Here is a 16,585-nt window from a genome sequence, read left to right as displayed (position 1 = left end):
AGCTCCTGACGTTTGAGTGCGTGAAAGCTGCGTCGACATGTCTAGCAGTGTTGGCCCAGTGGTGAAAACTTAGACGAGACAGTAGGGTTCGGTTCGGCCGTTCGTGGTGTTCGCTCCCATGGATTCACGTGATCAGCCACCGAACGTTCGTGAAAAACAAGGCTGGTGAAATGTGAGGTGACGGGTTGAGTGCTTTTCCGTTGTCTCGGGCTCAGCTCGCGCTGTGGTTCGCGCAGCAATTGAGTCCGTCAACTCCGTTCGTGGTGGCTCAGTACGTGGAACTACGCGGACCGGTTGACGTCGACGCGCTGATCGAGGCAACGAATACGGCATGTCATGAATTGGAGTCGCCGTTCGTTCGCCTCGTCGCTACCGATGCCGAGCCGGCACAGGTCGTCGATCATTCGATCGTCGACGATCTCGCATACCTCGACTTACGCAGCGACCGCGACCCGGTTCAGCGCGCGAACGAGTGGATGACAGCGGAATACTCACGGCCACTTGACGTGATGTCTGACCGCCTGATCTCGGCAACCTTGCTTCACCTGGCAGATGAGCACTACTACTGGTACTCGCACGCCCATCACCTCGTGCTCGACGGACATGCGGCGATGACACTCACCGCTCGGGTGGCCGAGCGCTATTCGCATCTGGTTCATGGCAAGACGCTGACTCCTTTCGGTGGTCTCGGGGTACGTGCACTGCATGACCTCGACGTCGACTACCGATCCTCGTCGCGGTATCGATCGGACGAGCAGTACTGGACGGAGATGTCCGAAGGCCTGCCCCGCCCGGTTCGCCTCGCCGACGGCGCCGGGCTGACATCCATGCCGCAGCGCATGATGGTTCGGACACTGAATCCAACTCTTGCAAAACAACTTTCGGACGTCGCGACCGAGTGGACTACGTCCGAGGTGGCGGTCCTCGTCGGTGCATTCGCGTCCTATCTGGGTCGCATGACGGATTCCGGTGACGTAGTCCTCAGCTTGCCGGTGTCCGGCCGCACCACGGCGACGTCGAGACGTTCAGGTGGGATGCTGTCCAACATCGTGCCTGTTCGTGCGCAACTCGAACGGGATCTGTCCCCACGAGAACTGGTGCGTCAGATCTCGGTTCAGATGACCGGTGCACTACGCCACCAGCGATTCCGCTACGAGGACATGGGCTTCCAGGAGGGTCAGGGCGGATCCCGTGAGGCGGCGGGCCCGGCCGTGAACGTCATGATGTTTCACGAAGCCATTCGGCTCGGCGACGTCGTCGGCGAGTTTCACGTCCTCACATCCGGCCCCACCGAAGACCTGTTCTTCAGCATCTATCCGTCGATCGCGGGGGAGAACGTTCGCCTTTCCTTCGAAGCCAATCCGCACCTCTATAGCGAACGTGACCTGGCGATGCATCATCGTCAGTTCGTTCGGCTACTCGAGGGGTTCCTCGACTCGGCGACTTGTGCGCTCGGTGACCTCCGCATCCTCTCGACGGATGAAGTGAAGGATCTGGTCCCCGCGCTGGGTCCGCGGACGGACGGATTCGCGACGCTCGATTCGGTCATCAGAGGCGGCGCAGGGCAGGGGAGTGCTGTCGCGATCCGCGAGCAAGGTGTGGACGTCACTTACGACCAGCTCGGCGCTCGCGCGGATGCACTCTGCGCCTTGCTCGTGGAGAACGGAGTCGGACGAGGTGACGTCGTCGGGATCCTCACCGAGCGCTCGACCGATTCCGTAGTTGCATTCCACGCGGTAGTGCGGGCTGGTGCTGTCCTTCTTTACGTGGATCCTCAAACACCCTCCGAGCGTGTCGCTTTCATTCTCGACGACGCCGACGTGTCGGTTGTGGTCGGTGGCGAACTCGTGGACGTGCCGGCTTGGGTGTGCGTCGTTGATCCCAGTGGCGACGAGACCGTCGAAGGGCCGGTGGATCGACGCGTGGGGGCGGGTTCATCTATCGCCGACCTGTCTCTGGACGACACCGCCTACGTGGTCTACACCTCTGGTTCTACCGGGCGACCGAAGGGTGTCGCGGTCACGCACCGAGGCATTGTGCCGTTGCTGCGTTCTCACGCACGGCGTCTGAACATCGATAGTTCCTCCCGCGTCGCGCTCCTTGCAAACACATCGTTCGACGTGGCGATCCTCGAGATTCTGCTTGCACACGGCTGCGGCGCGACCGCAGTGATCGTTCCTCCCGGATTGATCGGCGGAGTGGACCTCGAAGACTATTTGCGGCTCGAAGGTGTCACGCACCTGAACTCGACGCCATCGGTTCCGTTGACGATGGATCCTCGGGCTTTGCCGGAACTTCGAGTCCTGAACGTCGGCGGCGAGCGACCGCCGGGAGCGCTCGTGGATGCGTGGTCGAGTCACGTCGACATCGTGAATTCGTACGGGCCCAGTGAAGCAACCGTCGCGGCATTCATGAGCGAGCCGCTCGCGCCTGGTGGTGATACTCCGATCGGGCGCCCGATCGACGGCGTTTCCGCTGTGGTGTTGGATTCGTCGTTGCTGCCCACTCCGGTCGGCGCCGCGGGGGAGCTGTACGTGATGGGACACGGACTGGCGCGAGGGTACCTTTCTCCGACGCTCACCGCGGAGCGTTTTGTCGCTGCGCCCTTCGGTGCTGCCGGCGCTGGTGAGCGTATGTACCGCACCGGGGACATGGTGCGATGGAACGCTGCCGGTCAACTCGAGTTCTTGGGCCGCTCTGACCAACAAGTGAAGATCCGTGGAGTACGCGTCGAACTGGGCGAGATCGAGGCTGTGCTCCTGTCGACTCCCGGCGTTGCGCAAGCAGCGGTGGTCGAGCGATCCGGGTCGCTTGCGGCGTATGTGACCGTGGCCGAAGGTGCAGCTCATCCGTTGAGCCAGACGATGGTGCTCGATCATCTGGCTTCCCGACTTCCTCGTTCCATGCTGCCGAGTTCGGTGACTATTTTGGCAGCATTGCCCGTCACGAGCCATGGAAAGACTGACCGTTCGGCGCTCCCCGAACCGGCGTCGTCCGCGCCGGCCGAGCAGCGCGCGGCGGTCAACCACCCGATCGGGTACGACGAGGAATTGATTGCCTCGGTGATGGCCGAGGTCCTCGGCGTCGGAGTTCTCGGACCGCACTCCGACTTGTTCGCCTGGGGCGGTAGTTCACTCGACGCCGTGTATGTCGCCGCGCGAGTGAGTTCCGCCCTCGGAAGACGGGTTGGTGTGAGGGATGTGTTCGGTGCCCCGACGCCGGCGCGCCTGGCCCGGGTGATCCGTGCGGGGCGGGCGGAGTGGGTGGAGGAACCCCAGCGCATTTCGGACGACCTCGTCGTGGAAATCGCACCGGCGCAACAACGCCTGTGGTTACTCAACCGTCTGGATCCCCAGTCGTCGGCGTACAACATTGCGTTCGAGGTCGCGTTCAGTGGTGCTCTGGATATCGAGGCGATGAGGGCGGCGGTAGGTGACCTGACCGATCGCCATCTCGTCTTGCGTACTGTTTTCTCGTTCGACCAGAATCACGATGCGTGGCCGATCCAGGTTGCGACCGCGACTCCGGTGACTCTGATCGAGGTTGCGTCCGAGGATTACGAGGCTGCGTCAGCGGATTTGGTTGCGGCGGGTTTCGACCTGGCGACCGATGCGCCTCTTCGCTTGATCCTCGCCTCCGGCAGCGACGCCGACCACCGCATGACCGTGGTTGCCCATCACGTCGCCCTGGACGGCCTTTCGTTCGCGACGATCGTCTCGGACCTCGTCGCGGCGTACGACGCTCGCGCCGACGGACGGTCGCCGATCTGGCCTTCGCCCGCTCTCGACTACCGCGACTATTCCGCTTGGCACAGAACCATTCTCGGTGATCCCGCGGATCCACAGAGCTTGGCAGGACGCCAGCTGGAATTCTGGTCCGACACACTCGCCGGTGTTGATCCGACTCTGGCGCTTCCCGTGGACAGATCCCGCCGGCCGGACCAACCGTCGTCGGCGCGGGACGTGGCGTTCGAGTTGCCCTCACCTATCCATGCGGCGCTGAACGAGATCGCTCGCGCGCACGACTGCACAACCTTCATGGTGTTGCACGCCTGCCTTGCGATCGCACTGAGCAAGATCACCGGTGCGTCCGATGTGGTCATCGGGACCCCGACCTCCGGACGAACGCATCCTTCGTTCGACGGTGTCGTCGGTATGTTCGTCGGGACCGTCGCGCTGCGAACGCTCCTTCGCGGCGGAGACACGTTCGGTGAGTTCTTGACTCGGGTGCGCGAGGTTGATGTGGCGGCCCTGTCCAATGCCGACGTTCCGTTCGACTGGGTGGTCGACCGTGCGGTCGGTGGGGGCGTAGGTGAGAAGAATTCCTTCCTCCGAGTTGTTCTCGCTGTCGATCCGGTAGCGCCCGACTCCGAGATCGCGATGGGAACTCTGACGGCGCACGGCACTCCGCTACCCCCCGTGCACCCTCGCTTCGACCTCGAAGTGACTGTGCGCGAGGATCGTACGATTGACGGAGACGCGAGCGGTATTCGCGGTACATTCCGATATGCCGACGATTTGTTCGATGCAGGCACCGTGCAGAGCTGGGTCGAGCGGCTTCGTCGAGTGTGTGGCTCGATTACCGAGAACTCGTCAATCATGCTGCGTGACATCGATGTTCTCAGTGTTGCGGAACGCGAAGAATTGTCGGCTCGGGTGCCGGCGCCGTCGATTGTCGCGCAGTCGCTGCCTGACCTCTTCGGGGCCGTCGCAGCCCGGCATCCGAATGCAATCGCGGTGTCGAGTGGCGATACTCGTTTCACCTATGAAGAGGTGCGAGTTCGTTCGGAGGGCCTTGCCGCTGTCTTGATCGATCGAGGAATTCGAGTCGGTGATCGCGTGGCGGTCGCCCTGCCTCGATCGGTCGACCTCGTCGTAGCCATCATCGCTGTCGTTCGCGCGGGCGCGACGTACGTACCGATCGACTTGCAGTATCCCGACGCTCGTATCCACTACGTACTTGCCGATGCAGGCCCGAAAGCGATTCTGTCGACGGACGAATCTGCTGGGCGGTTCGTTGGGTACGAGCAACTTGTCATCTTCGTGGACGAGACGACTGACGCTACGGCCGACTGGCCCGTTGCACAGTCGGAGTCCGCCGCCTACGTGATCTACACTTCCGGATCAACTGGAGCACCCAAAGGCGTAGTGGTGTCTCAGGACAACGTGTTGGCGCTGCTCGCCTCGACCCGAGAGATCTTCGACTTCAACGCCGAAGATGTATGGACGATGTTTCATTCGTACGCATTCGACTTCTCGGTCTGGGAGATGTGGGGTTCGTTGACCACTGGCGGATCCCTCGTGATCGTGGACGGTGATGTCGCGCGCTCACCCGAAAGATTCGCGGATCTGATTGTGCGGGAACGAGTGACCGTTCTCAATCAGACCCCGGCCGCCTTCTATGCGTTGGCGGAAGTCACGCAGGAAATGCTGCTTCCGCTCCGGACGATTGTTTTCGGCGGTGATCGCCTCGACGCCGGGCGCGTGGAGGCTTGGTTCGATCGGCACCCGGACGTGCGGGGCGTCAACATGTTCGGAATCACCGAAACCACAGTCCATGTCACCAGTTTCGATCTTGTCCCCGGTGACGAGACTGTCTCGCCGATCGGGTCCCCACTACCAGGGTTGCGCAGCTACGTACTGGACGCGTCGTTGAAGCCCGTCCCTCCGGGATCTGTCGGCGAACTGTATGTTGCGGGTCCGCAGGTGGCCGAAGGCTACTTGGGTCGACCCGCGATGACGTCTTCGCGATTCGTGCCTGAACCCGGATTCGATGGATCACGGATGTACCGCAGCGGCGATCTGGTCCGTTGGCGAGCCGGCCGACTCGAATATGTTCGCCGCGCCGACGGTCAGATGGCACTGCGCGGTTACCGCATCGAACCGGGCGAGGTCGAATCCGCGCTGTTGGCTCACACGTCGGTGGAGCAGGCCGCGGTAGTGGTGAGAGAACTCGACAGCGGGCCGACTTTGGTCGGTTACATCACCCCGGGGAGCGGACACGACCTCGACGGCGTCTTGCGGACTGCTCGTTCGTTGCTGCCCGCGCACATGGTTCCGTCGGCTTTGATGGCGCTCGCGTCATTACCGGTCACGATCAACGGCAAAATCGACCGAGCATCGTTGCCGACCCCGGTGTCTCTCACGCAGCCGACTCGGCAGTCGCGAGACTTCTTCGAGCAGACAGTCGCAGCTATTCTGAGCGATTTGATGGAAGTTCCGCATGTCGATCCGGTCCGGAACCTCTTCGATCAAGGCGCCAATTCCTTGATCGCCACTCGTCTTTCGTCGCGTCTGAACTCCGCCCTGGGCTGTAACCTCGACGTCCGCGATGTGTTCGAGCACCCATCCGTCGATCAGCTCGCAGACATCGCTGCTGCGCGGATAGGTGTAGGGCGAACCGGCGCGGAGCACGCGTCTGACGTGTCCTTGGGGCCTCGTTCGGACAACACGGAAGTGCACCTGTCAGCTTCCCAGCATCGAATGTGGATTCTGAATCAGTTGGATACAGACTCCGCCGGATACAACATCCCGATCGTGCTGCGCTTGGCAGGCGAGCTGGACGTGGTTGCGGCCGAACTGGCAATTCGTGACGTGATCAATCGCCATCGCACTCTGCGGACCGTGTACCCGGTTCTCGGCGGCGGCCCGGTTCAGACGGTGCTCGACGCCGAGGATGCGCTTCCGGCCTTTCAGCTCGCGGCACTCGACGGCGGCGACGCCGAGAATTGTGTAGCAGAACTGGTGGGTTCGGGCTTCGATGTCACCGTTGATCCGCCCGTACGTGCGGCACTTCTCCAGGTTTCACCTGTCGAGCACATCCTGGCTGTCGTCGTCCATCACATTGCCGCCGACGCTCGATCACTCGAATTGTTGGTCCGCGACTTCACTGCGGCGTACATCGCCCGCTCGGCGCAGCACGCTCCGCAGTGGTCGCCGCTCGCGCTCGAATACTCCGATTACAGTGCATGGCAAAGGGAATCGGGGATTCCCGAGACGGTACGCAGCTACTGGATGCAGGCTCTCGAAGGACTTCCCGAGCAGGTGACGCTTCCCCTCGATCGTCCACGTTCGACGTTCGCCCGTGCGTCGAGCTGTCGGGTGGAGATCTCAGGTTCGGTACGAACGGGCCTTCAGACACTCGCACGATCGAACAACGCGACCATGTTCATGGTTGTACACGCCGCTCTCGCGGCGCTGTTGGCGAGGTACAACGGTAGCAATGACGTAGCTGTCGGCACTGTTGTGTCCGGACGCGTCACACCTGAACTCGACGAGCTGGTCGGCATGTTTGCCGGCACGATTGTTCTTCGAACCGAAGTCGATCCATCGAACTCGTTCGGCCGGTTGGTCGAGCAGGTTCGTCAGCGTGACGTAGCGGCGTTCGCGCACGCAGAGATGCCCTTCGAATCGCTGGTCGATCTGATCGACCCACCGCGATCGCGTTCGCGACATCCGTTGTTCCAGGTGGCGCTCTCGTTCCGAACTGCTGATACCGCCGCGTGGTCGATACCAGGGCTGGACATCACACAGATTGCTCCTGAAGTCAGGCACGCAAATTTCGATCTGCAGGTCAACGTCACGGACGAGGGGGTCGGGGGCGGACTCGGTCTCGAATTCGTCTACAACGCTGATCTATTCGATGATCTGACGGTCTCGAGCTTTGCGGGCCGGTTCGAGCGCTTCCTGAATCAAGTGTCTGTCGACCCGAATGTCGCCGTAGGGCAAATCGACCTGTTGGACAGTGCGGAACGAGCTCTTCTCGTCCCCGCACACGGCGCGGTCGACCGGCCTGATCGATCTCGACTTTCCGGTACGACACTTGCCTCCATGCTGCGCTTCGGCGTCGAATCCGCCCCGGACGCTGTGGCGGTCGAGGGTGAGGGCAACACACTGACTTACCGGGAACTCGATGCCCAGTCGGATGTCGCAGCCGACGAGTTGCGCTCCCGGGGAGTTGGAGTCGACCAGGTCGCTGCTTGGACTGCAGATCGGTCGATTGCGTCGATCGTGCAACTGTGGGCAATCGCGAAGGTCGGTGCAGCTCCAGCATTGACGGACCCGGAACAGCCGCAGGCGCGAGTACGCGATGTCCTCGAAACACTGGGCACCGGAGCGATCGGCGGCCGCAACGCTGGTGGTGAAGGCGCTGGTGGTGAAGACGCTGGTGGTGAGAAGGTCACCGACTCGGTGCGCGAATATTCCGAGAACCTGGCGGCCTACGTAGTTTTCACGTCAGGAACGACCGGAACCCCCAAGGCTGTGGTCGTGACCAACGGCGGGCTCGGTGTGATCGCCGAAGACCTGCCCGGTCGATTCTCGGCTGGGCCAGGTTCTCGCGTATTCCATCGCGGGGCGCCAGGATTCGACATGACGTTGCTCGAGGTGCTCATCGCGAGTGCGTCCGGGGCCACGCTCGTTCTGGCGAAGAACGAAGAACTGTTCGGCTCGGGACTCGCATCAGCACTGAGGCGCGAGCGAATTACTCATCTGTGCGCCACACCTACTGTCGTCGCCTCGATCGGCGATCCTTCGCTGCCGGACCTTTCCACGGTGATGTTCGGGGGCGAGCGACTCGGCGGCGCGTTGGCGAAGCGCTGGCAAGCCGGACGCCGAGTCATCAACGGATACGGACCTGCCGAGTCGACGATGTATTCGCTTGCTACCGAACCACTGTCGATCGAACCACTGTCGATCGAACAACTGTCGGCTGACACTCACGACGGATCGATCGGGTATCCACTGGCCGGGGTCGACGCCGTCGTGCTCGATGATCGACTCGAACCGGTGCCGCCGGGAGTCGCCGGCGAACTGTATCTCTCAGGTCGAATGCTCGCTCGCGGTTACGCCGGCCAACCGGCCCGAACTGCGGAACGATTCGTGGCAACCGGTTCAGGCGCCCGGATGTACCGGACCGGCGACCTGGTGATGTGGAAGCCGGAAAGCCCCAAATCCGAGGGAAATACGTATCGCCTGCATTATCTCGGGCGAACCGACGTGCAGGTGAAGGTCAACGGTGTCCGGATCGAACCGGGTGAGATCGAGGCAGTCATTCAGTCTGTCGCGAACGTCGACTTCTGTGTCGTCGTGGTTCGGTCGGCCGAAGGTGGAAGTCCTCTGTTGGTCGCCTACATGAGAAGTTCAGGTGCCGAAAGAGTTGACACAGGTCAACTTCGCGCTGCCGCCGCAGAAGTCCTTCCGACGTACATGGTTCCGCATGTCATCGTCGACATCGAGGGCGAGCTTCCGATGCGGAACGGCAAGGTCGACTTCGCCCGTCTCCCGTCGCCGACACTGGATGCTTCCCGTGCAGAGGGGCCGGCCACCGCCACCGAACGTGTTGTAGCCGGAGCTTTTGGTTCCGTCCTCGGTGGGAATGAGGACGACCGCGACGCAGACTTCTTCTCGCTCGGGGGCAACTCGCTGTCGGCCGCGGAGGTTACCTCGCTCTTGAGTAGTACTCTGGGGCTGGTTGTTCCGCTCAGGACCGTATTCGAGCATCCAACAGTTGCGGCGTTGGCAGCCCGGCTCGATTCGCTCGAGCAGAACGACTCGGTGACCGATCTTGTCCGACTGGAACCGCGCCGCGACCCCACGCCCGCACCCCTGTCACGAAACCAGCGTGCGATGTGGGTACTGAATCAGCGGAACACAGCGAGCGGCGCGTACAACCTGCCGATCTGCATCGAGATCGACGGTGAACTCGACGCGGCGGCGCTGCGTCAGGCAGCAACGGATCTTGTCGGTCGTCATGATGTCCTCAGAACCCGGTATCCGGGCACTCCACCGGTTCAGGTCGTGGATCCTCCGACCTCCGTGACAATGGAGACGCGGCTGGTCGCCGACATCGAGGTCGAGGTGCTGCTGCGAGAGTTCGGCTCGCGTGGTTTCGATGTAGCGGCAGACCTGCCGGTGCGCTGGATGCTGCTCCAGGTGTCACCGGTCAGGCACGTTCTGGCAGTGAGCTTTCATCACATCGCAGTCGACGGGGTGTCGATGCGAACGGTGGTCGGCGACCTGCTGACCGCGTACGGCAAGCGACGAGCTGGACTGGATTCGCAATGGTCTCCGTTGCCGATCCAGTACGGGGATTTTGCCGCGTGGGAGGCAGCACGTGACGTTTCCCCTGTCGTCGAGCAGTTCTGGCGCCGAACGCTGGACGGTGTGACATCTGTGTCTCCGCTGACGGTGGATCACTCCGATGGCGGGCCGGATACCTTAGCGCAGCGAGTGAACTTCGTGATACCAGCCGTCATCACCTCGGCACTGCAGGCGCGAGCCGACCGATTGAAGGTCTCGCTGTTCGCGGTGGTTCATGCGGCGTTGTCGGTGGTGCTTGCCAAGCTGAGTGGAAATCCCGACGTCGTGATCGCGACAGCTGTCGACGGACGGCGGGCGCCTCAGCTCGACGGCGTGGTCGGCATGTTCGTGGATACGGTGCCTCTTCGCCTTCGGATCGACGGGGACGTGCCGATCGATCTTCTGTTGGGTGCAGCTTTCGATGCTGATGTGGCAGCGTTCGAAAACAGCTCTGTTCCTGCCGAGTTGGTTGGTGAGCTGCTCGGTGGACGAACTCCCCAGATTGCGCTGGGTCTGCAGAACTTCGCGATCCCTGCCGTGGAGGTTTCCGGTCTCACGATCGAGGCTCGCGAAATCGAGACCGCGACAACGAAGTTCCCCATGCATGTCTCGCTCGCACCCGCTGTCGACGGTTCATTGACCGGAGCGCTCATCTATGCCGCGAGCGTTTTCGATCCTTCGAGCGCCGACGCGGTTACCCGACAGCTGTCGAGAGTGCTCACCTCGATTGCCGAGGATGTGCCAGTACTCGTTTCGGATCTCGCGGTGGGCGCGGCGCCCAGTTGGACTGCTGCTGAGGTCGATTCGTCCCGCACGCTGACCGAGATCTTCGCCGCCACCGCGGCGCGATTCCCGAACAACATTGCTCTCGACGACGGACACCGCACGGTGACGTATGCCGAACTCGACTCTGCCTCGGATGCCCAAGCCTGGGAACTGGTGGCTCGGGGAGCAGGACCGGGTGCCGTGTACGAGATTCCGGCGGTACGGACTATCGCGTACCTGGTCCGAATGTTGGCGATCTCGAAAACGGGCGCGGCATTCGTACCGATCGACCCCGACCTGCCGCCGGCACGTCTGAAGCAGCTGCGCACCGTCCTCTCCGATCGCAGCCCTGTTCCCGGTCGGCAGTATCCGGATTCAGTCGCGTACGTTGTTCACACGTCCGGGTCGACCGGTGAACCGAAAGGCGTTGCAGTCACCCACCGAGGACTGGGCCTGCTGACCGACGATGCTGTCCGCAAGTACGGCGTGACTTCGGACTCGGTTGTGCTGCACGGTTACAAACCGACGTTCGATGCAGCAATCCTCGAGATGATGTTGGCGATCGGCGCCGGGGCTACCTTGGCGGTCGCTCCTCGGGAGGCTTTCGGCGGAAGGGCACTCGAAGAATTCGTCGCAGAGCGCGGCGTCACTCACATGTTGTCCACTCCAGCCGTACTCGACACGATGGCTCCGGAGCGGTTCGATTCGCTCGAGGTGGTGGCAGTCGGTGGCGATGTGCTCTCACCTTCCACCGCGCGTGCATGGAGTCGCCGCGCGCGAATGCTCAATGCGTACGGACCGACGGAATGCACGGTGGTCACCACTGTCGCCGAAGTGGATCATCGGGTCACCATCGGAGTCCCGCTCGCCGGAATCGGTGCAGAGGTGCTCGATACGCGACTGCGTCCGGTGCCGTGGGCCGGGATCGGTGAGTTGTACGTCAGCGGGCCCGGGCTTGCGATGGGCTATGCCGGAGATCCTGCCGGCACCGCCACGTCGTTCATCGCAGCACCCGGTGGGTACCGCCGTTATCGGACCGGTGATCTGGTTCATCGCCGCACGGATGACACGCTCGGATTCGTCGGACGCTCCGACCGTCAGATGAGCGTGCGAGGAATCCGCGTCGAGCCCGCCGAAATCGAATCAGCTCTGCGTCGGTGCACGGGCGTCGAGGCTGCGGCGGTTGTCCTCGTCGACGACATTGCGGTTGCATGTGCGGTCGGCGATGGTGTGGAGGCGGATCAGCTGACAATCGAGTTGGCCGCGATGTTGCCTGCGTATCTGATGCCCGGCCGCGTGGTCGTATTGGAGTCGATCCCGCTCACGACGAACGGAAAACTGGACGCAGATGCGTTGCGGCGCCATGTGTTCGAGAGCCAGGCGCCCGATGCAGCAGTGACGGTTTCGGAGGAACTCGTCACCGCTGTCATGTCGGAACACGTGTCCGGAAGTTTCGGCGCTCTGCACAACCTGTTCGAATCAGGTGGTGATTCGTTGGCCGCGGCAGCGGTGGCAGGTCGACTCGCCTCGATCTTCGCGCGGGATGTGCCTGTTCGCGCCGTCTTCGACAATCCGTCGCCGCGAGCGATGTCTCAGTGGCTGTCGGCGAGCGCGTCCGATGGCAAACGCCGCGAACTGACTCGACGTGATCCCGGCAAGCCGGCCCCGCTGGCGCCCTCGCAACAACGACTCTGGCTGATCAATCAGCTTCAGCCGGAATCGACTGCGTACAACCTGACGTTTGCAGCGGTCCTGGCAGACGACGTCGATCGTTCGGTCTTGAGCAGCGCGCTCAGCGACGTCGTCGATCACCATGCCGTTTTGCGAACTGTCTGTGTTCCGGGTGAATTCGGTCCGGAACAACTTGAAATGGACTCTGTTGCATTCGATCTCACTGCGGTACACGTCGGCGAAATCCGTGCGAGCGCTTCGGCATTCGCGACTGTGCCGTTCGATCTCGAACGAGATGTTCCGTTCCGTGTGCGTGTGTTCACCGAAAAGGCAGGAGTCGACTCTGCAGGACTGACGGTCCTGGTCATAGTTGTTCACCACATCGCGATCGACGGAGCGTCGATGGGCCCGATCCTGACCGATTTCGTGGCAGCCTTCGAGGCCAGGTCGGCAGGTCTTCCCTGGGATCGCTCGTCGGGGGAGATCAGCTACGGCGACTACAGTTTCTGGGCGAGAGAGAGCTTGGGTGACCCCGAGGATTCTCTCAGCATGGCCCACCGGCAACTCGACTACTGGTCGGACGCACTTTGTGGCGTCGAGGATGTGTTGGCTCTACCCGTCGACAACCCCCGGAGTCCCGTGTCTTCACGATCCGAGGAGATGGTGACGGAAGTCCTCGACGGCGCCACCTACGACGCGTTGTCGGCGTTGGCTCGTTCGCATGGTGTCACGGTATTCATGGTCGTCCACAGCGTGATTGCCGTGCTGCTCGCTCGCGAGTGCGTCACGGACGACGTCGTGGTGGGAGCAGCTGTGAGTCTGCGGAACGATCCGGCGCTGCTGAGCGTCGCCGGAATGATGGTGGGTACTGTCGCATTGCGCACGAGGATCAACTCCACCGATCGCTTCGCTGCTGTTCTGGACGAGGTTCGCCGCGTCGATCTGGAAGCAATGGCGAACGCGGACGTCTCATTCGACGACGTCGTTGCGAAGGTCGATCCGCCGCGCAGGATGAACGAGCATCCGCTGTTCACGGTCATGCTGGCGTACCGGCGAGCGCTGGAGTTGCCGCAGATCGACGGCATTACCGTCTTCGACATCGACAATTCAGGGGCGTCGACCGGTTACGACTTGACGTGGGACCTGGTCGACACCGGTGACAGTCTGACTATTCGATTGCTGTATGCGACGGACAAGTTCCGCGAGTCGACCGCGGAACTGTTCATGCAGCGGGTGAGACGTATCGCCGAATCAGTGACCGCGGAACCCGAGATTGTGATCGGGGAGATCGAACTGCTGTCCGGACTCGAACGCTCGGCGCTGACTGCTGCGAATCCTCGCCACGTCGAACCTCTGACGATTGCCGACATTTTCGAACGCGCTCTGCGTCAGGCGCCCGACGGCGTCGCGCTGGAAGAGAACGGCAGACGCTGGACTTACCGCGACCTGCACGAGGAGTCGTCGCACTGGACACGCGAGTTGGTGGTCCGAGGAATCGGACCCGACGACGTGGTGGCCGTTGCGCTCGGGCGCGGGCATCTGTGGATCGTTGCGTTGTGGGCAGTAGCGCGTGCAGGCGCAGCGTGGCTGTCGCTCGATCCGGCGCTGCCGACAGCGCGCCGGCAGACGATGGTCGAGGAATGCGGTTCGGTTGTCGGTTTGACAGCGGGAGGTGCATCCGAGAGTTTGCCCGAGTGCGTCGAGTGGGTGGCGATGGACGAATCCCGCACTGCTGGTGGCGCTGCCGAGGTATCGGCAACGCCGGCTCACCCCGACAACCTCGCCTACGTCATCTACACGTCGGGTTCCACGGGAAGACCCAAGGGCGTGGAGGTTTCACACCGCGGAATCATGAACGTCTGCACCGCACACGCCGAGATCGCCGAGCTCGAGCGTGGCCCCCGAGTCCTGCAATTGGCGTCGTCGACCTTCGACGCGTCGGTGATCGAGATCCTTCTCGCGGCTGCAGGGTGTGGAACGCTGATTCTGACTCCCGACTTCGTCTACGGGGGAGAAGAACTCACGAATCTGCTGATAGCCGCCGACGTAACACATCTGATCGTGACGCCGACGGTCCTGGCGACAGTCGATCCGGATGCAGTGCAACCGTTGATCGTCGAATCGATGGGGGAGCCGCTCTCTGCGCGCCTTGCGTCGGCGTGGTCACCCCGACATCGCATCGTCAACGGATACGGACCGACCGAATCAACGATCGCGGCATCGATTTCCGCACGGATCACTGACGCGGACGTCACTGTCGGCACTCCAGTCCCTGGTACGACAGCATTTGTTCTCGATCAGAGGCTCCGACCGGTTCCGGATGGCGTTGCGGGAGAACTGTTCCTCGCCGGTGAGAATGTGGCACGGGGGTACGTCGCTTCCCCGGCTCTGACTTCCGAGCGCTTTGTTGCCAATCCTCACGCGGTGGGGACTCGGATGTATCGCACGGGTGACCTCGTGCGTCGTAGGCGTCACGACCGAGCGCTCGAGTACCTGGGTCGCAACGACGCGCAGGTGAAGGTGCGGGGTGTCCGCGTGGAACCGGCGGAGGTCGACGCGGCTCTGTCAAGCCATGGAGCAGTGGCCTTCTCGGTAACCGTTGTCTGTGACGACGGGCACGGATCCGCTGAGCTCCGTTCGTATGTGACGTTGGCGGAAAACGGTTCGGCGACGGAATCGGAGCTTCGCGGGTTCGTCTCCGGCCTGCTGCCGAAGCACCTGCTGCCTTCGTCGGTGACGATAGTGGGCGAGGTACCGTTGCTCGCTTCGGGGAAGATAGACGCAGCGGCACTTCCTGCTCCTTCACCGCAGCCAGGGTCGAGTGTGGATCGACCCATCTCGGATACCGAACGTCACGTGGCACAGGCATTCGAGGGCGTGACCGGCGCGATATCGGTCGGCCGCTACGACGACTTCTTCGAGCTCGGCGGGACATCGATGGGTGCAGTTCGAGTGGCTACGCGCTTGCGTGAGAGCCTGAACAGGGAATTCCCGGTTCAATGGATTTTCACCGACCGAACTGTGGCGGAGCTTGCCTCTCGGATGGATCTCGTTCATGCCGATGTCTTCGAGGGTGATTCGCTTCGTTCGGATCCGCTGGACACGGTCGTCATGCTCGGAGGCGACCCCGATGACCAACGGCCGCCGTTGTTCTGTGTGCATCCGGTCAGCGGAATCGCCTGGTGCTACGCCGGACTCGTCGGTCAGCTGCGGGGTCGACGGGTGTACGGCATCCAGGCAACGGGAGCAGGTGAATTGCCAGGCACGGTGGCGGAGTTGGCGTCGGGGTACGTCGATGCCGTACGGACGGTGCAGCCGTCGGGTGAATACCATCTACTCGGTTGGTCTGCCGGCGGAACGATCGCGCTCGAGATGGCGAGCCAGCTCGAAGAGGCCGGCGATCTGGTCGGTTCGGTTGTCATGCTCGACGCGCTGTTACCGGAGATGATGCCATCGGTACAAGCGGCTCCGAAACCTTCCGAACTGTTCGCGCAGATCGGGCTATCCGAGGTTGAAACTGACACTGCAGCACTGACTTTCACAGACGTTGCGGCAGAGATCCGAAGGCAGACCGGTATGGATTTCCTTTCCGATACGGTACTCGAATCCGTAGTGGGTCGGGTGGAAAAACTGTCGCGAATCGTTCGGGACCACACGCCGAGGCACTATTTCGGGTCAGTGGAACTGTTTGTGGCGCAGCATGATCTGCCTGAACATCGTCACCTGGTCGAAAGGTGGTCCGAACTGGTGGGGCCGTTGCGGGCGTACCTGGTCGACTGCTCCCACTCGGAAATGTCGAGCACTGAGGTGTTGGCAGAGGTCGCCCAAGTTCTCGTCGGCTATCTCGAAGGTGTCGATTCGGATTCGAAGGATCGCAATCATACTGGGGTGCAGTAGATCTAACGGGCCGGGACTTTGGTCCGGAATTGTCACTCCCGTGGTCCCCTTGCTTCAGTTCCGCAAGTAGAATCTGTAGCATTTCCCTTGTGGCAGTAAGCCATTCAGAAACTATCTCCGGAGGATCGTATGTTGGGTTCCCTTTTTTCCATCAGCTCTGAAATCGGTGTTCC

1 protein-coding gene is annotated in these 16,585 nt (G+C 62.2%); it reads left to right on the top strand.

The annotated features are described in order from the left end of the window. Nucleotides 1-185: 185 nt before the first annotated feature. Entirely contained in the window at nucleotides 186-16,412 is a 16,227-nt protein-coding gene (locus M0639_RS16320) for a non-ribosomal peptide synthetase (RefSeq protein ID WP_064075422.1), read from the top strand. Nucleotides 16,413-16,585: the final 173 nt, after the last annotated feature.

The sequence above is a fragment of the Rhodococcus qingshengii JCM 15477 genome (assembly GCF_023221595.1).
Classification (GTDB): domain Bacteria; phylum Actinomycetota; class Actinomycetes; order Mycobacteriales; family Mycobacteriaceae; genus Rhodococcus_F; species Rhodococcus_F qingshengii.
Note: the sequence above shows the minus strand (reverse complement) of the source record. Positions and strands in the feature narration are given on the sequence as shown.